This is a genomic window from Streptomyces sp. NPDC049040, assembly GCF_043197715.1.
In the GTDB taxonomy this organism is placed as follows: Bacteria; Actinomycetota; Actinomycetes; order Streptomycetales; family Streptomycetaceae; genus Actinacidiphila.
Genome location: NZ_JBICTO010000003.1, coordinates 313,859 through 332,679, shown reverse-complemented (window position 1 = coordinate 332,679; position 18,821 = coordinate 313,859). Strand labels below are relative to the sequence as shown.

Annotated in this window: 15 protein-coding genes; 11 read left to right on the top strand and 4 right to left on the bottom strand. The window is 74.0% G+C overall.

Going from position 1 to position 18,821, the window contains the following annotated elements:
• Positions 1–371: 371 nt before the first annotated feature.
• The 4 genes from ACGFMP_RS10645 (at position 372) to ACGFMP_RS10630 (ending at position 6,265) form a co-directional block, all read left to right on the top strand.
• Positions 372–1,184, top strand: a complete 813-nt coding sequence (locus ACGFMP_RS10645) for an SAM-dependent methyltransferase (protein ID WP_393671692.1) — start codon at positions 372–374, stop codon at positions 1,182–1,184.
• Complete coding sequence (locus ACGFMP_RS10640) at positions 1,181–3,370, top strand: putative bifunctional diguanylate cyclase/phosphodiesterase (protein WP_393671690.1); 2,190 nt, start codon at positions 1,181–1,183, stop codon at positions 3,368–3,370. The genes ACGFMP_RS10645 and ACGFMP_RS10640 overlap by 4 nt, the downstream gene beginning before the upstream one ends.
• Positions 3,371–3,452: 82 nt before the next feature.
• Complete coding sequence (locus tag ACGFMP_RS10635) at positions 3,453–4,751, top strand: SLC13 family permease (protein WP_393671689.1); 1,299 nt, start codon at positions 3,453–3,455, stop codon at positions 4,749–4,751.
• A gap of 338 nt (positions 4,752–5,089) precedes the next feature.
• A complete protein-coding gene (locus tag ACGFMP_RS10630; protein ID WP_393671687.1) occupies positions 5,090–6,265 on the top strand; it encodes an acyl-CoA dehydrogenase family protein in 1,176 nt (391 codons plus the stop codon).
• A gap of 203 nt (positions 6,266–6,468) precedes the next feature.
• Here ACGFMP_RS10630 and ACGFMP_RS10625 read toward each other — a convergent pair whose 3' ends face one another.
• Complete coding sequence (locus tag ACGFMP_RS10625; RefSeq protein WP_393671686.1) at positions 6,469–6,960, bottom strand: hypothetical protein; 492 nt, start codon at positions 6,958–6,960, stop codon at positions 6,469–6,471.
• Between the two features lie 287 nt (positions 6,961–7,247).
• On the opposite strand from ACGFMP_RS10625, the gene ACGFMP_RS10620 reads away from it, so the two are divergent.
• The 5 genes from ACGFMP_RS10620 to ACGFMP_RS10600 all read left to right on the top strand — a co-directional run bounded on the left by ACGFMP_RS10620 (position 7,248) and on the right by ACGFMP_RS10600 (position 13,992).
• Positions 7,248–8,489, top strand: a complete 1,242-nt coding sequence (locus tag ACGFMP_RS10620; protein ID WP_393671685.1) for an FAD-binding protein — start codon at positions 7,248–7,250, stop codon at positions 8,487–8,489.
• Between the two features lie 35 nt (positions 8,490–8,524).
• Positions 8,525–8,965, top strand: coding sequence for an Lrp/AsnC family transcriptional regulator (locus tag ACGFMP_RS10615; RefSeq protein ID WP_393672138.1), 441 nt, complete (start codon positions 8,525–8,527; stop codon positions 8,963–8,965).
• Between the two features lie 172 nt (positions 8,966–9,137).
• Positions 9,138–10,802, top strand: coding sequence for an amidohydrolase (locus tag ACGFMP_RS10610; RefSeq protein ID WP_393671684.1), 1,665 nt, complete (start codon positions 9,138–9,140; stop codon positions 10,800–10,802).
• A 599-nt stretch (positions 10,803–11,401) separates the two neighbouring features.
• On the top strand, positions 11,402–13,105 hold the full coding sequence (gene lnt / locus ACGFMP_RS10605) for an apolipoprotein N-acyltransferase (RefSeq protein WP_393671683.1): 1,704 nt from the start codon (positions 11,402–11,404) through the stop codon (positions 13,103–13,105).
• Positions 13,102–13,992: a polyprenol monophosphomannose synthase gene (locus ACGFMP_RS10600; RefSeq protein ID WP_393671681.1), complete on the top strand. Its 891-nt coding sequence runs from the start codon at positions 13,102–13,104 to the stop codon at positions 13,990–13,992. Before lnt ends, ACGFMP_RS10600 begins: the two co-directional genes overlap by 4 nt.
• Before the next feature lie 76 nt (positions 13,993–14,068).
• Here the strand turns inward: ACGFMP_RS10600 and ACGFMP_RS10595 are convergent, their stop codons facing one another.
• Entirely contained in the window at positions 14,069–14,761 is a 693-nt protein-coding gene (locus ACGFMP_RS10595) for a hypothetical protein (RefSeq protein ID WP_393671679.1), read from the bottom strand.
• An 89-nt stretch (positions 14,762–14,850) separates the two neighbouring features.
• On the opposite strand from ACGFMP_RS10595, the gene fxsA reads away from it, so the two are divergent.
• A complete protein-coding gene (gene fxsA / locus ACGFMP_RS10590; RefSeq protein WP_393671677.1) occupies positions 14,851–15,447 on the top strand; it encodes an FxsA family membrane protein in 597 nt (198 codons plus the stop codon).
• Positions 15,448–15,692: 245 nt separating this feature from the next.
• On the opposite strand, the gene ACGFMP_RS10585 is transcribed toward fxsA, so the two are convergent.
• Positions 15,693–16,067, bottom strand: a complete 375-nt coding sequence (locus tag ACGFMP_RS10585; protein WP_031517570.1) for an RNA polymerase-binding protein RbpA — start codon at positions 16,065–16,067, stop codon at positions 15,693–15,695.
• Positions 16,068–16,323: 256 nt separating this feature from the next.
• Complete coding sequence (locus ACGFMP_RS10580) at positions 16,324–16,953, bottom strand: YitT family protein (protein ID WP_393671676.1); 630 nt, start codon at positions 16,951–16,953, stop codon at positions 16,324–16,326.
• A gap of 172 nt (positions 16,954–17,125) precedes the next feature.
• On the opposite strand from ACGFMP_RS10580, the gene ACGFMP_RS10575 reads away from it, so the two are divergent.
• Positions 17,126–18,616, top strand: a complete 1,491-nt coding sequence (locus tag ACGFMP_RS10575) for a PLP-dependent aminotransferase family protein (protein WP_393671675.1) — start codon at positions 17,126–17,128, stop codon at positions 18,614–18,616.
• The last annotated feature ends 205 nt before the right edge of the window (positions 18,617–18,821 follow it).

The following is an 18,821-nucleotide window of genomic DNA, read 5'->3' as shown; positions in this document are numbered from 1 at the left end:
CGCGGCCCCCGCCGCTGACCGCACCGCCGCCGACCGCACCGCCCCCGCCGCGGCCCCGGCCGGCCCCCCCCCCCCCCCCCCCCCCCCCCCCCCCCCCCCCGCCCCCCCCCCCGCCCCCCCCCCCCCCCCCCCCCCCCCCCCCCCCCACCGCCGTGTGCCGCCCCGTTCGGTCATGTGTGCGCAAAATCGCCGTGGCGCGAATTCGCAGCTGCACATGCCGGTGGTTGTTGTCCGAAAACGGACCTCTCATCTCCGGTTGCTTGTTTCGCTCGGTACAGGTGATCAGTAGCCTCGCAGAGTAAGCGGCCCACCGTCCGCGAGAGTTGACTCCGGACGCGTCGACCCGGCCCCACGACCTGGAGACTCACACCGTGACCGACCGTCCTTCCTGGGCACCCCCCGGCATCGACATCACCGTGCCCAGCGTCTCGCGGGTCTACGACTACTTCCTCGGCGGCTCCCACAACTTCGAGGTCGACAGGGAAGCGGCCAGAAACGCGCTCAAGGCCATCCCCGCGATACCGCGGGTCGGGCAGGCCAACCGGGCGGTGATGCGCCGCGCGGTCCGGCACGCGATGGGTCAGGGCATCGACCAGTTCCTCGACATCGGCTCCGGCATCCCCACCTTCGGAAACGTGCACGAGGTCGTCCACGCGCTGAACCCGGACGCGAACGTCGTCTACGTCGACAACGACCCGGTGGCCGTCGCCCACAGCAAGGCGGTGCTGGACGGAAACGAACACGCCACGATCGCCGCCGCCGACCTGCGCGACCCGCGCTCGGTCCTTGAACACGCCGAGACCAGCCGGATGCTGGACCTCGACCGGCCGGTCACCCTGCTGCTCGTCGCCGTCCTGCACTTCCTGTCCGAGGCGGACAACCCCTACGAGGTCGTCGCCACCCTGCGCGACGCGCTCGCGCCCGGCAGCATCCTGGTGGTCACCCACGGCGCCCCGCAGCAGGCCTTCGACGCCGACCAGCGCCGGGTGCAGGACGTCTACCAGCGCACCAGCACCCCGGTGGTGCTGCGGGACACCGCTGAGGTGGAACGCTTCTTCACCGGCTTCGACCTGCTCGAGCCCGGCGTCGTCCCGGTGCAGGACTGGCGCCCGGACACCCCGCCCGCCGAGGACGAGGACCCCGCACTGCTCGCCTTGCTCGCCGGTGTGGGGCTGAAGGCGTGACCGCGCGACCGGCCGTCGCAGGACACGGGCCGCGGGCCGCGGGCGCGACGGTGTACGGACCGCCGACGGACCGGGACAACCTGGCGCGGTTCGCCGCGATCTGGAGCCGGGCGATCTACCCGGTGACCGCCACCTCGATGACCCGGGCGGAGTTCGAGCAGCACCTGCTCCCGCTGGCGCGGACCCTGAAGGACACGCTGCACGCCGAGCGCTTCGACCCGCGCGACGCCGCCCCGGTCGGTGCGGGCCTGGTCGACGCGCACTGCACCGACCCCGAGGCGCTGCCCAGCATCCTCGGCGTCATCGACGCCTACCTGGTGCTCTACTGCGGCCCCGGGCTCGACCTGCCCGCAGAGGAGTGCCGGGTGCGCTGCTCGCGGCTCCAGCACGCGGTCGCCGTCGGCTTCTCGCACGCGCTGCGCGAGCGCACCCTGCACGAGCAGGAGTCGATCTCCCGCGCCGCGCTCACCGCCAAGTCCGAGGCGGAGGGCGCCCTGGCGGAGAGCGAGGCCCGCTTCCGCGCGGTCTTCGAGACCGCCGCCATCGGCATCGGCATCGCCGACCTCGAAGGCAACGTGCTGGAGGTCAACGCCGCGCTCACCCGGATGTTCGGCAGCGAGGCGTACATCAGGCACCGCAGGACCGGCGACTGGGTGCACCCCGACAACGCCTCCGGCACCGAGGACCTCAACCGCCGGCTGGTGCGCGGCGAACGCGACCACTACGAGATCGAGAAGGCCTACCCCCGCGCCGACGGCTCCGTGCTGTGGGCCAACGTCCAGGTCTCGCTGCTGCGCGACGCGGCAGGCCGGCCGCGCTACCAGCTCGCCCTGCTGGAGGACGTCACCGAGCGCCGCCGGCTGCTGGAGCGGCTGCGGCACCAGGCCACCCACGACGCGCTCACCGGACTGCCCAACAGGGCGCTGTTCTTCGAGCGCCTCGACCAGGCGCTGGCGGGCTCCGCCGAGGACCGCAGGATCGGCGTCTGCTACCTCGACCTGGACGGCTTCAAGGCCGTCAACGACAGCCTGGGCCACGCCGTCGGCGACCGGCTGCTGGTCGCCGTCGCCGAGCGGCTGCGCGGCTGCGTGACCTCGCCCGACCAGCTGGTCGCCAGGATCGGCGGCGACGAGTTCGTCGCCCTCTACGCCGACCCGCCGAGCCTGCGCTCGGTCACCGACCTGGCCGGCCGCATCCTGAAGACGCTGTCCACCCCGGTGCTGCTCGACGACCGCCAGCTCCCCGTGCACGGCAGCATCGGCATCGTGCACGGCAAGGTCGGCGCCCGCGGACCCGCCGACGTGCTGCGCAGCGCCGACATCACCATGTACCGCGCCAAGGAGCGCGGCGGCAACCGCTACGAGGTCGCCGACCCCGACGCCGACGCCCGCGCCATCACCCGCCACGGGCTCACCAACCAGCTGCCCAGCGCCCTGCGGCACGGCGAGTTCTTCGTCGAGTACCAGCCGCTGATCGGCCTGGAGGACGGCGCCGTGCTGGGAGCCGAGGCACTGGTCCGCTGGTGCCACCCGGTGCACGGGGTGCTCGGCCCCGACCAGTTCATCCCGCTCGCCGAGAGCACCGGGCAGATCGTGCCGCTCGGCCGCTGGGTGCTGGAGCAGGCCGCGCAGCAGGCCCGCGACTGGCAGGACGGGCACATCGCGGGTCCCGCGCCGCGGATCAACGTCAACCTCTCGCCGGTGCAGCTCGGCCACCCCGACCTGGTGGCCGAGGTCGCAGCGGTCCTGGACGAGACCGGCCTCGAACCCAGCGCGCTGTGCCTGGAGGTCACCGAGAGCGCCCTGATCGGCGCCCACGAGTGCGCCCTCAAGCCGCTGCGCCGGCTCGCCGACCTCGGGGTGGCCATCGCGCTCGACGACTTCGGCACCGGCTACTCCAACCTGTCGTCGCTGCGCTGGCTGCCGGTCAGCGTGCTCAAGCTCGACCGGTCCTTCACCCGCGGCATGCGGCAGCAGCCGGCCGACCCGGTGGAGCTCAAGATCGTCGAGGGCATCGTCTCGCTCGCCCACACCCTCGACCTCACCGTGACCGTCGAGGGCGTCGAGACCCGGGCCCAGGCCGAGCACCTGCGCGCGCTGGGCTGCGACACCGCGCAGGGCTGGTACTACGGCAAGGCCGGCCCGGCCGACCAGCTGCACATGCTGACGCTGGCGGACGCGAGCTGACCGCCCGCGGCGCGCCGCCCCCGGCGGCGCGCACGGCGGGTCGCGCGTCGGCGGCGCTGCGCGGACGGTGCGGGCCGCTGTGATGGAATCCCCGGGTACACCGCATCCGGACCGGGGAGTTCCACTGAGTACCGCAGCCGCAGAGACGCTGTCCGTGGCCGCGCTGCTCGTCGTGCTCGGCTTCGCCGTGCTGCGGCCGCACGGCTGGCCGGAGGCGGCGGCCGCGGTACCCGCCGCGGCGCTGCTCACCGCGGTCGGCGCGGTCCCGCCGTCGGCCGCCTGGGGCCAGATCAAGGAGCTGGCACCCGTCGTCGGCTTCCTGGCCGCGGTACTGGTGCTGGCCGAACTGTGCGCCGACGACGGCCTTTTCACCGCCGCGGGCGACGCCATCGCCCAGGCCTGCCACGGCGAACCGCAGCGGCTGCTCGCCGGGGTCTTCGCCGTGGCCGCCGTGGTGACCGCGGTGCTCAGCCTGGACGCCACCGTCGTGCTGCTCACCCCGGTGGTCATCGCGACCGCCGCCAGGGCCGGTGCCCGGCCCCGTCCGCACGTCTACGCCTGCGCCCATCTGGCCAACTCCGCCTCGCTGCTGCTGCCGGTCTCCAACCTGACCAACCTGCTGGCCTTCACCGCCGCCGGGGTGACCTTCACCCGCTTCGCGCTGCTGATGGCCGTGCCGTGGCTGCTGGCCATCGGCATCGAGTACGTGATCTTCCGCCGCTTCTTCGCCGCCGACCTCAAGGTCGCGGAACACCCGCCGGAGCGCGGTGAACCGCCCGCGGTGCCGGTGCTCACCCTGGTGGTGCTCGGCCTGACGCTCGCCGGCTTCGCGGTCACCTCGCTGGCCGGCGTCAACCCCGCCTGGGCGGCGCTGGCCGGCGCGCTGGTGCTCGGGGTGCGGGCCCTGCACCGCCGCAGGGCCACCGCGGGAAGCCTGGTGGCCGCGGCAGGCCCGCTGTTCTGCCTGTTCGTCCTCGCGCTCGGCGTGGTCGTCGAGGCGGTGGTGCGCAACGGCCTGTCCGACGCCGCCGACCACATCCTGCCGTCCGGCAGCGGACTGCCCGCGCTGCTGGCCACGGCCGCCTTCGCCGCCCTCCTGGCCAACGTGATCAACAACCTGCCCGCCGTCCTGGCACTGCTCCCGCTCGCCGAGACCGGCGGCGCGGGCCCCGTGCTCGCGGTGCTGATCGGCGTCAACCTCGGCCCCAACCTGAGCTACGCCGGGTCGCTCGCGACGCTGCTGTGGCGGCGGGTGCTCCAGGACCACGGCACCGACGCCTCGCTGCGCACCTTCACCCGGCTCGGACTGCTCACCGTGCCGCCGACGCTGGTGGCCTCCACCGTCGCGCTGTGGGCGGGGCTGCGGCTCACCGGCACCTGACGGCCGGCCGCGGGACACCGGCCCCCTGCCGGCCTTCCCGACCGCCCCGACCGGGCGGATGTCGGCGGCGCCCGGCGGACGGCGGCGCGCCCGTGCGGACCGGGGGCCGCGCGGGGAGGGCCCGCCACCCCGGGAAGCGCTCCTCCGCCACGCTCGCCCGGGCCAGGCGTCGGTGACGGCGTGTCGTCCTATCGGGCATACTCCAACCCGCCGGTCGCGTTGATCAGCCCGTGCCGTGATCCGGTACGGGAGCTTTGTGACCGGATATGCCCATCGGACGGCACCGCCCACCCGCGCGGTATGCCGCCGTCGCCCCCGTAAGGGAGGAGTCCGCCGCCATGCAGAGTTACGGACCGCAGCCGGTGTCCCGCGAACTGCCCACAGAGGAGGCGCGCGACCTGCTCGCGCTCACCCGGGACCTGGCCCAGCGGGAGATCGCCCCCGCCGCGGCAGCGCAGGAGGAGGCAGGGCGTTTTCCGCGTGAGACCTTCGCCCTGATCGGTGAGGCCGGGCTGCTCGGCCTGCCCTACCCGGAGGAGTACGGCGGCGGAGGCCAGCCGTACGAGGTGTACCTCCAGGTGCTGGAGGAGCTCGCGGCCGCCCGGCTGACCGTCGGCCTCGGAGTCAGTGTCCACACCCTGGCCTGCCACGCCCTGGCCCGTTACGGCAGCAAGGAGCAGCGCGCCGAGCACCTGCCCGGCATGCTCGGCGGCGCCATGCTGGGCGCCTACTGCCTGTCAGAGCCGACCTCGGGCTCCGACGCGGCGGCCCTGCGGACCCGGGCGGTACGCGACGGCGACGGCTGGACGATCGACGGGACCAAGTCCTGGATCACCCACGGCGGCGTCGCCGACTTCTACACCGTGCTGGCCCGCAGCGGCGGCGAGGGCGCGCACGGCATCTCGGCGTATCTCGTACCGGGCGACGCATCGGGACTGTCGGCGGCGCCGCCCGAGCGGAAGATGGGCCTGAAGGGCTCGCCCACGGCGCAGGTCCACTTCGACGCGGTCCGGGTCCCCGACACCCGCAGGATCGGCGAACCCGGCCAGGGCTTCGCCATCGCGCTGAGCGCCCTGGACTCGGGGCGGCTCGGTATCGCCGCGTGCGCCACCGGCGTGGCGCAGGCCGCCCTGGACACCGCGCTCGGCTACGTCATGGAGCGCCGGCAGTTCGACCGGCCGGTCGCCGACTTCCAGGGCGTGCGCTTCATGCTCGCCGACATGGCCACCAGGATCGAGGCGGGCCGGGCGCTCTACCTGGCGGCGGCACGGCTGCGCGACGCGGGGCAGCCCTTCTCCGCGCGGGCCGCCATGGCGAAGCTCTTCTGCACCGACACCGCGATGCAGGTGACCACGGACGCCGTCCAGCTGCTCGGCGGGTACGGCTACACCGCGGACTTCCCGGTCGAGCGCTACATGCGGGAGGCGAAGGTGCTGCAGATCGTGGAAGGCACCAACCAGATCCAGCGGATGGTGGTGGCCCGCCACCTGGCGGGCCCTGAGACCAGGAGCTGACCAGCGGTTCCGCGGTGACGCGGGGTGTGCCGGGCCGGCGTCGTGCGCGCCGGCCGGGCGCACCGAGAGCCGTCCCGCGCTCCGCGGCGAGCAGCGCGCGGGGCCGGGGCGCGGCGGGCACCGGTCGTCCTGCTGCCGGGCCGCCGTCCGGCGATCCGGCAGCGCCCCGGCGTGGCCGCCGCCGTGTGTCCGCGGGGCGGCCGTCAGGCCGCGAGCCGCTGCTCGGGCATGTGGATGGGGCGCGACTCGGGGCCGCCGACGTGCGAGAACGGCTGGGTACGCCAGTCGAGGCCGACGGGCAGCGTCAGCAGCGCCGCGAGGTCCTGCTGCGCGCTCGCGCCCGCGCCGCCGTCGGCCGGACGGGCGTCGGCCACCGCGCGGCCGGAGCCGCCGCACACGGTCAGCCCGAACGGATTCCACGGCGTGGGGCACAGCGCGTGCTGCGGCAGCCGCTCCTCGTCGGTGAAGACCGCGATGGGGCGCCCGCAGTCCGGGCACGACAGCCGGACGACGTCGCCGAAGTCCTCCTCGAACGCCTCGTCGGCGTCCATGTCCTCGCCGTCCATGAGGTCGTCCGGCAGGCCGGAGTCAGCCGATTCCACGGCCGGGAAGGCGAACGCGGCGTCGCGTTCGTGACCCTCCTCGAACGCGGGCCTGATCCGCTCGCTGCGGCTGTGGCGCACGTGATTTCGCATGCTGCGTCCCCCTCGGGTGGAATGCCCTTCATCGGGTCGGCCGGGCGTCACGCCTGCGGCCATAGCGAGCACTTCCCGCCACGCTACGCGGGTAACCACGCCATAGCGGACGGAGCGGTCCACCCGGTGTGGCCTTCGTCACACTGCTCGTTATGGCTGGTTCATGCGCCCCCGCCGTGCGCCTGCGCACCCCCCTGCGCCCCCGCGCGGCGCCTTGCCGCGCAGCCGGATAAGGTGCCAACGGGCGAGGCCAGGACAGGTCGCGCCGGGAGCGGAAGCGTGGCGAGATGCAAAACAACTGGGCGGGCAACCTGACCTTCTCCGCGGCCGAAGTACGCCGTCCTGCCACCGTCGCCGAACTGCGGGCCCTGGTGGCCGCCGGCCGCCGGGTCAAGGCGGTCGGCAGCGCCCACTCGTTCAGCGACATCGCCGACACCGACGGCACCCTCGTCGACGTGTCCGCGCTGCCGCCCGAGATCGACGTCGACTCCGCCGCGCGCACCGTGCGGGTCGCCGCCGGCGTGCGCTACGCGGAACTCGCGGCACATCTGCACTCCCGCGGATTCGCACTGCCCAACATGGCGTCCCTGCCGCACATCTCGGTCGGCGGCTCCGTCGCCACCGGCACCCACGGCTCGGGCGACGCCAACGGCGGCCTGGCCACCTCCGTCTCCGGCTTCGACCTGGTCACCGCCGACGGCGGCATCCACACCATGAGCCGCGCCGCGGACGGGGGCGCCTTCGACGGCGCCGTCGTCGCCCTGGGCGCACTCGGCGTCGTCACCCACCTCACCTTGGACCTGCGCCCCGCCTTCGACATCCGCCAGCGGGTGTTCACCGGTCTCGAACTCGCCGACGCCACCGCGAACTTCGACGCGATCACCGCCGCCGCGTACAGCGTCAGCCTCTTCACCGACTGGCGCGGCCCGCGCTTCACCCAGGTATGGCTCAAGCAGCTCGCCGACGCCCCCGGCGCCGACTTCCCGTGGGCCAAGCCCGCCGACACCAAGATGCACCCGGTGCCCGGCGTCGACCCCGTGCACTGCACCGAGCAGTTCGATGTGCCGGGCCCCTGGCACGAGCGGCTGCCGCACTTCCGCCCCGGCTTCACGCCCAGCAGCGGCGATGAGCTGCAGTCCGAATACCTGGTGCCCCGCGCCCACGCCGCCGCCGCGCTGACCGCCCTGGACGCCATGCGCGACACCATCGCGCCGGTCCTCCAGATCTGCGAGGTCCGCACGGTCGCCGCCGACCGGCTCTGGCTCAGCCCCGCCTACGGCCGCGACACCGTGTGCCTGCACTTCACCTGGATCAAGGACACCGCCCGCGTCCTGCCGGTGCTGGGCGCCATCGAGCAGGCGCTGGCCCCCTACGACCCCCGCCCGCACTGGGGCAAGCTCTTCACCACCGCCCCCGCCGAGGTCCGCGCCCGCTACCCCCGCATGCCGGACTTCCTCGCCCTGGCGTCCGCCACCGACCCGGCCCGCACCTTCTCCAACGGCTTCCTCGACCGGATGCTCCACGCATGACCGAAACCACCGGCGGGCCGGTAAGGTCGTCGGCTGTGGAGGAGCTGGATCGTCAGATCGTGGAACTGCTCATGGCCGACGGGCGCATGAGCTACACGGACCTGGGCAAGGCCACGGGCCTTTCCACCTCCGCGGTGCACCAGCGGGTGCGCAGGCTCGAACAGCGCGGCGTCATCCGCGGTTACGCCGCGATCGTCGACACCGAGGCGGTCGGGCTCTCGCTGACCGCGTTCATCTCGGTCAAGCCCTTCGACCCCAGCGCGCCCGACGACATCCCCGAGCGGCTCGCCGACGTGCCCGAGATCGAGGCGTGCCACTCGGTGGCGGGCGACGAGAACTACATCCTGAAGGTCCGCGTCTCCACCCCGAGCGAGCTCGAACACCTCCTCGCCAGGGTCCGTTCGCTCGCCGGTGTCTCCACCCGCACCACGGTCGTCCTGTCGACCCCGTACGAGTCCCGGCCGCCCCGCCTCTGAACGCCCCCCGCGGGCGCTCACCGCTGCACCGCCGCGCGCCCCCGCCAGCGTGCCCACACCGCCGCCGGAGCCCGGGACCGGCCAGGCCCGCGGGTTCCACGCGGCCGGACGCACCCGGCGGTCCCGGGGGGTGGGCCCTGCGGGCCGGGCGGGGCGGGGGAGACTTGGGGGTATGCACCCCAGTTCCGCAACGGCAAGGCCCTCCGCGAAGGGCGCCCCCACCAGCACCACCGTGATGCTGCGCGGGGGCTTCGTCCACACCCCCGCCGACCCCTTCGCGACAGCGATCGTCGTGGACGGCGGCACCGTCGCCTGGGTCGGTGAGGAGGCCGCCGCCGACTCCTTCGCCGACGGCGTGGACGAGGTCGTCCAGCTGGACGGCGCCCTGGTCACCCCGGCGTTCACCGACGCCCACGTGCACACCACCGCCACCGGCCTGGCGCTGACCGGCCTCGACCTGACCACCGCCGCGTCCCTGCCCGAGGCGCTGGCCAGGACCGCCGCGCACGCCGCCGCCCACCCCGCGGACCGCGTCCTGCTCGGGCACGGCTGGGACGAGACCCGCTGGCCCGAGCGCCGCCCGCCCACCCGCGAGGAGCTGGACCGGGCGACCGGCGGCCGCCCGCTCTACCTGTCCCGCACCGACGTGCACTCCGCCGCCGTCACCAGCGGCCTCGCGGCCCTCGTACCCGGCCTCGCCGGCCTGCCGGGCCACCACCCGAGCGCACCGCTGACCCGCGACGCGCACCACGCCGTACGCAAGGCCGCGTACGCCGCCGTGACCCCCGCGCAGCGGGAGGCCGCACAGCGCGCGGCGCTGCGGCACGCGGCGGCCCAGGGCATCGGAGCGCTGCACGAGTGCGCCGGGCCAGACATCTCCTCGCAGGACGACCTGACGGGCCTGCTGGCGCTGGCCGCGGCGGGCGACGGCCCGCGGGTGCTCGGCTACTGGGCGGAGCCGGTGCGGACACCTGCCGACCTGGACCGCATCCGCGACCTCGGTGCGGTCGGCGCGGGCGGCGACCTGTTCGTGGACGGCTCGCTCGGTTCGCACACCGCCTGCCTGCACGCCCCCTACGCCGACGACGCCGCCGCCACGGGCGTCTCCTACCTCGACGGCGAGACCATTGCCCGCCACTTGCTGCTGTGCACGCAGGCGGGCGTACAGGCCGGTTTCCACGCCATCGGGGACGCGGCCGTGGACGCCGTCGTCGCCGGGGTGCGGGCAGCGGCCGAGGCGGCCGGCCTCGACCGGGTACGGGCCCTGCGGCACCGGGTCGAGCACGCGGAACTGCTCAGCGGCGCCGCCATCGCCGCCTTCGCCGAGTTCGGCCTCGTCGCGTCCGTGCAGCCCGCCTTCGACGCGGCCTGGGGCGGAACCGACGGGATGTACGCGGAAAGGCTCGGCGCCGAGCGGGCCGCGGCGCTCAACCCGTACGCCGCGCTGACCCGAGCCGGTGTGCCGCTCGCGCTCGGCTCCGACAGCCCGGTCACCCCGCTCGACCCGTGGGGCGCGGTACGGGCCGCCACCTTCCACCGCACACCGGAGCACCGGATCTCGGCCCGCGCAGCCTTCACCGGGCACACCCGCGGCGGCTGGCGGGCGGTCGGCAGGGACGACGCGGGCGTGCTGGTACCGGGAGCGCCGGCCGACTACGCGGTCTGGCGGGTCGGCGACCTGGTGGTCCAGGCACCCGACGAGCGGGTCGCGAACTGGTCGACCGACCCCCGCTCCGGCACCCCTGGCCTGCCCGATCTGACGCCGGGCCGCGAGCTGCCGACCGCGCTGCGCACGGTCGTCGGCGGCCGCACGGTCCACGTTCGGCCGAACGGGTGACCGGCGGCGGCTGCCGATGGGGCCGAACGGTGCGCCCTCGGGGCGCCGCGGCGTGTCGCATGCTCCGCACGCGGTCCGCACTGACCTGCTGATTTGGTGAAAGTTCGCAGGTCAAAGGGCTGTTGACAGTTGCCGGTCGGAGGCGAGTAGGTTCGGCGAAGTCCACCACAGGATGTCGAACCGGGGGTCCTCCGCGGTTGCGTCGACCGCCGCTGGGCCATGGGGTGTCGCGCCGCACGTGCACGCCGCCACTGGCAGCCAGGTCCAGCGCGCACGACGCAGAACGCGGCTCGCCAGTGGGCCTCTCCGCCCGGGAGGGTACGGAGGGTGAGCGCCGCCCGATCGGCAGGTGTGACCCGGGAAGGGCCCGGACGCCCAGTAGACAACGGCTTTGGTACGACCCGCAGCCAGCAGGTCCCAGGTCGGCCCGAAGGGCGTCCGGGCCCGTTCCGCAGGATCACCCGCGCGCGGGGCGAAGACGCCGGATTCCTGGCGGAGCCCGGCGGGATGGGAAGCTTTGCACACCCGCGGCTCACCCTCGCGCCATCACGAGGTACGGTCGCCTTCACCACCCCTCCACCTGCAGGAAGGCCGCCACCGTGCGCCTGCGCCCCGAAGCCGCGCCCGCGGCGCCCCCGGCGGACCCCGGTGTACCGCGGACGGAGCCCGACCGGCCGCTGGACGAGCCGGACCGCGGCCCGGCCGCGGCCCCGCCGGCGCGCGCCCCGCGGCGGAAGCGGTTCGCCGCCCTGGTCCGCAGGTCCGCGCCCGCCAGCGCGGTCGCCGCCGTGAGCGGCCTGGCACTGGCCGCCGCCTTCCCGCCCTACGACCTGTGGCCGCTGTCGCTGGTCGCGGTCGCCGCGCTGTCGCTGCTGACCCGCGGCAGGACCGTGCGCCAGGGCGCCTGGCTCGGCTTCGCCTTCGGGTGGCCCTTCTTCATCTGGCTGCTCCAGTGGCTGCACACCGTCGGCTGGGACGCCGTCGTGGGCCTGGCCGCGATCGAGGCGGCGTTCCTTGCCGCGCTGGGCGCCTGCCTGGTGCTGAGCGCGCGGCTGCCCGGCGCGCCGCTGTGGGGCGCCTGCCTGTGGGTGACCGAGGAGCTGGCCAGGGACCGGCTGCCGTTCGGCGGCTTCCCGTGGGGCCGGCTCGCCTTCGCCAACACCGGCTCCCCCTACACCCCGCTGGCCGCGCTCGGCGGCGCACCGCTGGTGACCTTCGCGGTGGCGCTCAGCGGCACCCTGCTGGCCGCCGCCGCGGTCACGGCGGTACGCCTCCGCCGCGCGCACACCTGGACCCCGCGCGCGGTGCTGCCCGCCGCCGGCGCGCTGGTGCTGTCCGCGGCCGTACTGCTGGCCGGCCTGTTCGTACCCGTGCCGACCGGCGCCGACGACCACGTACGCATCGCCGTGGTGCAGGGCAACGTCCAGCAGCCGGGGCTGCACTTCCTCGGCCGGCCGATGATGATCCTGGACAACCACGTCAAGGCCACGCTCAAGCTCGCCGCCGACATCAAGGCGGGCCGGGTGCCCAAGCCGGACCTGGTGCTGTGGCCGGAGAACTCCTCCGACCTCGACCCGTTCTCCAACCCGGCCGCCTACGACAAGATCACCCAGGCCGTGCAGGCGGTCGGCGTGCCCGTGCTGGTCGGCGTGCTCGTGGACGGCCCCGACGCCGACCACGTGCAGAACGAGGGCATCGTGTGGGACCCGGTCGACGGGCCCGGCGCGCACTACACCAAGCAGCACCCGGTGCCGTTCGGCGAGTACGTGCCCTTCCGCAAGGAACTGACCAAGGTCATCAGCCGGCTCGACGAGATCCCCCGCGACTTCTACCCCGGCAAGACCACCGGCGTGCTCGACATCGGTCCCGCCAGGCTCGGCGACGTGATCTGCTTCGAGGTCGCCTACGACGGCATCGTGCGCGACACGGTCAACGCCGGGGCTCGGGCCATCGTCGTGCAGACCAACAACGCCACCTACGGCAGGACGGGGCAGCCCGAGCAGCAGCTCGCCATGTCCAGGCTGCGGGCCATCGAGCACGGGCGGGCCGTCGTCACGGCCGCGACCAGCGGGATCAGCGCGATCGTCGGCCCTGATGGCAAGATCGAGCAGCGCAGCAAGGAATTCACCCAGCAGGTGCTCAACGCCGACATCCCGCTGCGCGACGGCACAACGCTCGCCGATCGCGTCGGTGCGGCACCCGAGTGGACCCTCGCTATGGTGGGGCTTCTGTCCTGTGCGGCCGCCATCGCACTCGGCAGGCGGGACCGCACCCGCACGACGAAAGGACAAGAACAGCAGTGAACGACGGCGAGCAGCGGAACTTCGGGCCGCTCGGCAAGGTCCTGGTCATCATCCCGACGTACAACGAGGCCGAGAACATCGTGCCCATCGTGCGGCGGGTGAGGGCCGCGGTGCCCGAGGCCGACATCCTGGTCGCCGACGACAACAGTCCTGACGGGACCGGCCGGCTCGCCGACGAGCTGCGCGAGGACGACCCGTCGGTGCACGTCCTGCACCGCGAGGGCAAGGAAGGACTCGGCGCCGCCTACCTGGCCGGCTTCCGCTGGGGCATCGACAACGGCTTCGACGTCCTGGTCGAGATGGACGCCGACGGGTCGCACCAGCCCGAGGAGCTGCCGCGGCTGCTGACCGCCCTCAAGGGCGCCGACCTGGTGCTCGGCTCCCGCTGGATCCCCGGCGGCCGGGTGGTGAACTGGCCCAAGAGCCGCGAGTTCATCTCCCGCGGCGGCAGCACGTACTCCCGGCTGATGCTCGGCGTCACCATCCGCGACGTCACCGGCGGCTACCGCGCCTTCCGCAAGGAGACCCTGCTGGGCCTCGGGATGGACGACGTCGCCTCGGCCGGCTACTGCTTCCAGGTCGACCTCGCCTGGCGCGCGGTCAAGGCCGGCTTCCACGTGGTGGAGGTGCCCATCACCTTCGTGGAGCGGGAACGCGGCGACAGCAAGATGAGCCGCAACATCGTCGCCGAGGCCTTCATGCGGGTCACCGTGTGGGGCCTCAGCTCACGCGCGGGCCGGATCGGCGGCGGAAAGCCGGCGGCCGTCGAGGAGCGCAAGGACAGCGAGGACCAGCCGGAGGCCACGCCCCGGGTCGGCCCGCAGGCCGACGGCGAGGCCGACGACGCCGGCATCGTCGCGGAGGCAGCCCGCCCGTCCTCCTCCTGACCGGCGGGCCGGGGCGCGGCCCGGTCTCCGGGCCCGCCGGGTCTCCGTCGGCTCATGGCGACCCCGCCGGCAGGCCTCAGCCGAGGATGTTCACCGCACGGGCCACCACCAGCACCACGGTCAGCAGGGACACCGCGGACTGCGCCAGCATCAGCGCCTTCGCCCAGCGCGTCATCGGCATCACGTCGGTGGGGCTGAAGGCGGTGGAGTTGGTGAAGGACAGGTAGAAGTAGTCGAAGAACGCCGGCTCCCAGTGCGGCGGAGCCAGATCGGGCGACTGCATCTGGACGAAGAGGAAGTCCGGCATGTCCCGCTCGCCCTGGGCGCGGGCGGCCGGGCCGCCCCGGTCCAGCTCCCAGTACAGCAGGGCGAAGATCACGATGTTCGTCAGCCAGATCGCCCCGCCGGTCAGCAGCAGGGTGCCGGCGGCGGCGGTCTCGGTGCCGCGGATCAGGCCGGTCACCAGGCGTACCGCCGAATAGGCGTTGGCACCGCCGATCACCAGGGCGAGCCCCAGGCCCAGGGCCCGGTAGGCGCGCGAGCTGCGCTCGATCCGGTGCGGATTGCCCGCGATCAGCGCCACCAGCAGTGCCAGCTCCACGGCCGGCATCAGCCAGCGCGGATGCGCGGCGAGCCGGGACGGCAGCGCCAGCTGGATCACCACCACGGCCACCACCGCCGCTGTCGAGGCCCAGCGCGGTTCCCCCCGGGTGACCCGCCGCCAGGCCGGCGTCGGCCGGTGGTCGGGGTCCGGTGCGTTGTGCGTCACGTGGCACATCGTGTCGGTACGGCCTCGTCCCGTCCACCGCGGGCCCCCTGCCCACCCGGCCTTTACCTGCTCTTTGGCACACTTGAGCTATGACGACGAGCACACCGCCCCCCGTCCGCCCGCGCCCCGCGCAGCCGCGGCGGCGCTCCCGTGCCCGCACCGTGGTGCCGCTGGTGATCGCGGCATGGGCGGTGCTGGAGATCTGGCTGCTCGTGGTGGTGGCGTCCGCCACCAGCGGCCTGGTGGTGCTGCTCTGCATCCTCGCGGGCTTCGTGCTGGGCGCGGTGGCGGTGAAGCGGGCAGGGCGAAGCGCCTGGCGCAATCTGACCGCGGCGATGCAGCAGCAGCAGCCGGGCGGCGAGCAGGGTGCCGAGGTGCGCCCGGCCGGCGGCGGGCGTACCGGCCTGCACATGCTGGGCGGGGTGCTGCTGATCATCCCGGGCTTCATCTCGGACGCGGCCGGCCTGCTGCTGCTCTTCCCCCCGACGCGCAAGCTGATCGGAGCCCTCGCGGAGCGGGCCGCGGCGCGCTCCCTGAGCCGCCACGCCGGCGCAGCCGACCCCGGCTCGCTCGGCGACCTCCTCCAGCAGGCCCAGCAGGCCGACGAGCAGAACCGCATCCACCGCCCCGACGGCAAGGTCATCCAGGGTGAGGTCGTCGACCGGGAGCACCGCGGGCAGGACTGACCCGTGCCTGGCGGGTGCCTCCTCGGGGGCGCCCGCCGGGGAGGGGGAGCGGCAGGGCGCGGGGGCCCGGGCAGGATCGGGTCGATGAGCCGGACAGGGCTTGGCCGGACATGATCAGGCCGCACAGGACAGGCGGACAGGACGCGCCCGGACACGACAAAGCCGCCCGGCGGAAAACGCAACGCTGCGTTCCGCGCCGGGCGGGAGAGTCGAGCCGGCCCCGGATGTCACCCCGGGGGTCGGCGTCAGGCGGTCTTGCGGTTGTCCCGCGGATGCACCGCGATGTTCATCGCCCCGGAGCGCAGGACGGCCAGCCGTTCGGCCAGCACCTCCTCCAGCTCCTCCAGCGTGCGGCGCTCCATGAGCATGTCCCAGTGCGTGCGCGCGGGCTTGGTGGTCTTCTCCTCCGGGCCCTCTCCGTCCACCAGGAGTGCGGTCTGGCCGCAGGCGCGGCACTCCCACTCCGGCGGAATCTCGGCCTCGACCGAAAACGGCATCTCAAAACGATGTCCGTTCCGGCATGCGTACTCAACGGTCTGGCGAGGGGCCAGATCGATACCGCGGTCGGTCTCGTAGCTGGTGGCCCCGAGTCGCGTGCCGCGGAGAGCTCGCTCACTCATGAATCGTGCCTCCCGGGCTTGGTCGCCCACAGGACAGGTGTCGCTGTCGTCGTCATCCGGTCAACGTCCGGTCGGCGGTGAAGATTCCCGAAGAGGGATATGCGTCGCCCGTCGTGTCGCCCCTGTTTGTACCCACCGGCGCCCGGTTTGTCACATCTGAGGGGAGATGTCACCCGGTGTTGTCATATCTTTTGCGTGCAGTAACGGTCAAGCTACAGGGCCAACCGCGTACACTACCGGTCCGCGTCGCCCCAGGCTAAATCGAGTCCGCCACCGCGCGTTCTCGCGGGTCGGGCGCAGCCGGTACGGCGACGGTGGGTGGCGTACCCGCCGCCGAGCCGCCGAAAACCCGGAGGAAGAACTGCGCGAGCGGGCCGATCGCCAGCGCGTACAGCACGGTGCCGACGCCCACCCCGCCGCCGAGCACGAAACCGGCGGCGAGCACGGTCAGTTCGATGCCGGTGCGGATCAGGCGCAGCGAGCGGCCTGTCCTGCGGTGCAGCCCCGTCATCAGGCCGTCCCGTGGACCCGGGCCGAAGCGGGCGGCGATGTACAGGCCGGTCGCCACCCCGTTGAACAGCACACCGGCGAGCAGCAGCGGTATGCGGGCGCTCAGCGCCTCGACGTGCGGGACCACCGCGCACGTCGCGTCGATCGAGGCGCCGACGAGGACCACGTTGGACACCGTGCCGAGGCCCGGCCGCTGCCGGATCGGCCACCACAGCAGCAGCACCACCGCACCGACGAGAATGGAGACGTTGCCGATGCTGATCCCGGTGTGCCGGGACAGGCCCTGGTGGAAGACATCCCACGGGTCAAGTCCGAGGTCGGCGCGGATCACCAGGGCGTCGGTCACGCCGTACAGGACCAGGCCGGCGTAGAGCATCACGAGACGGTCCACCGGCAGCGGGCCACGCCGGAAGGCAGGTGGACGGGACGGAAGCAGGCGAAACGGTGACAACGGAACCCCCCTGGTGGTCGTGCGAGCGCGCATGCCACTCTGTGGCCTGAAAAGGAAAAGAATCCATGGCCAATCCGCGGAAGGTGGACTGAATTCCATGTCGCAGTGGACTGCGTCGGTGAGTGCGGCACATCTCGCCCGGCTGCTGGAGCCAGGACCGGCGCCACGCACCGGCGGGCGGAAGCTCCCCGCCTACCGCGGACTCGCGGACGGGGTGCGGCTGCTGGTGCTCGAAGGCCGGGTCCAGGTCGCGGCCAGGCTGCCGGCCGAGCGGGAGCTGGCGCTCGCCCTCGGGGTGAGCAGGACCACCGTCGCCGCCGCCTACGAGGCCCTGCGGGCCGAGGGCTTCGCCAGGTCCAGGCGTGGCGCCGGCAGCTGGACCGCGATCCCCGAGGGCCATGTGCTGCCCACCCGCAGCCTCGAACCGCTGCCGCCGGACGCCGCCGGATCCGTCATCGACCTCGGCTGCGCCGCCCTGCCCGCGCCCGAGCCGTGGCTGACCCGGGCCATGGAGGGCGCGCTCGCCGAACTGCCCGCGTACGCCGCCACGCACGGCGACTTCCCCGCGGGCCTGCCGGTGCTGCGCGAAGCCATCGCCGACCGCTACACCGCGCAGGGCGTGCCGACCATGCCCGAGCAGATCATGGTGACCACCGGTGCGATGGGCGCGATCGGGGCCGCGGCCCGGCGGGTGGCCGGCTTCGGCGAGCGCGTCGCCGTGGAGTCGCCCAGCTACGCCAACGTGCTGGAACTCTTCCGCGAGACCGGGGCGCGGCTCGTGCCGGTCGCGCTGCGCGAAGGCCTCGGCGGCTGGGACATGGGCGCGTGGCGGCGGGTGCTGCGGGACGCGGCGCCGCGGATGGCGTACGTGATGCCGGACTACCACAACCCGACAGGGACGCTCATCGGCGACGAGCAGCGGCGCGAACTCGTGGAGGCCGCACGGGCGGCCGGCACGGTCGTCGTGGCCGACGAGACGATGGCCGAACTCACCCTCGACGGTGGAGAGTCGGGCGTACGTCCGATGGCCGCGTTCGACCGCGGCGGAACCGTGATGACGGTGGGCTCCGCCAGCAAGGCGGTCTGGGCCGGGCTGCGCATCGGCTGGGTCAGGTCCACCCCCGACGTGGTCCGGCGGCTGGTGTCGGCCCGCGCCTACCTCGACCTCGGCTCGCCGGTCGTCGACCAGCTCGCCGTCGCCTGGCTGCTGCGGGGCGGCGGCTGGGACCAGGCCCTCGCCACCCGGCGGCAGCGGGCCCGCGAGTGCCGGGACGACCTCGCGGCGGCGCTGCGCGAGCACACTCCCGGGTGGGAGTTCACCGTGCCGCGCGGCGGCATGACCATGTGGGTGCGCACCGGGGACGTCTCCGGCTCCCGGGTCGCCGTGGCCGGCGAACGCCTCGGCGTGCGCGTCCCCTCGGGCCCGCGCTTCGGCGTCGACGGCGCCTTCGAGTCCTACGTCCGCATCCCCTTCACCGTCAGCGGCACGACGGCGGTCGAGGCGGCGACCCGGCTCGCCGCCGCCGCGGACCTGGTCCGCTCCGGCGCCGCCCCTGACGCCGAGTCCACCGGGCTCTTCGTGGCCTAGCCGGCCCGCTTGGAGGTGGCCCTCCCGCGGGGTGCGGCGCCTTGGGGGCACCCCCGTGCGGGGTGCGGGTCGTCACCGGCCGGGTGGGGGTGTTCGGTCCGTGCCGGACCACCGGGCCGGTGGTGGGTTGTTCGCGCCGTTCCTCGCGCCCCTTTGGGGTGCCGCCCGTTTGGAGGGTGCCCTCTTGGGGGGTGCGGGTCGTCAC

What these genes read in the sequence shown, in the direction of transcription:
- ACGFMP_RS10630 (WP_393671687.1), top strand. Translation starts at nt 5,090, where the DNA reads ATGCAGAGTTACGGACCGCAGCCGGTGTCCCGCGAACTGCCCACAGAG.
- ACGFMP_RS10635 (WP_393671689.1), top strand. Translation starts at nt 3,453, where the DNA reads ATGGAATCCCCGGGTACACCGCATCCGGACCGGGGAGTTCCACTGAGT.
- ACGFMP_RS10575 (WP_393671675.1), top strand. Translation starts at nt 17,126, where the DNA reads ATGTCGCAGTGGACTGCGTCGGTGAGTGCGGCACATCTCGCCCGGCTG.
- ACGFMP_RS10580 (WP_393671676.1), bottom strand. Translation starts at nt 16,953, where the DNA reads ATGCTCTACGCCGGCCTGGTCCTGTACGGCGTGACCGACGCCCTGGTG.
- ACGFMP_RS10625 (WP_393671686.1), bottom strand. Translation starts at nt 6,960, where the DNA reads ATGCGAAATCACGTGCGCCACAGCCGCAGCGAGCGGATCAGGCCCGCG.
- fxsA (WP_393671677.1), top strand. Translation starts at nt 14,851, where the DNA reads ATGACGACGAGCACACCGCCCCCCGTCCGCCCGCGCCCCGCGCAGCCG.
- ACGFMP_RS10610 (WP_393671684.1), top strand. Translation starts at nt 9,138, where the DNA reads ATGCACCCCAGTTCCGCAACGGCAAGGCCCTCCGCGAAGGGCGCCCCC.
- ACGFMP_RS10585 (WP_031517570.1), bottom strand. Translation starts at nt 16,067, where the DNA reads ATGAGTGAGCGAGCTCTCCGCGGCACGCGACTCGGGGCCACCAGCTAC.
- ACGFMP_RS10620 (WP_393671685.1), top strand. Translation starts at nt 7,248, where the DNA reads ATGCAAAACAACTGGGCGGGCAACCTGACCTTCTCCGCGGCCGAAGTA.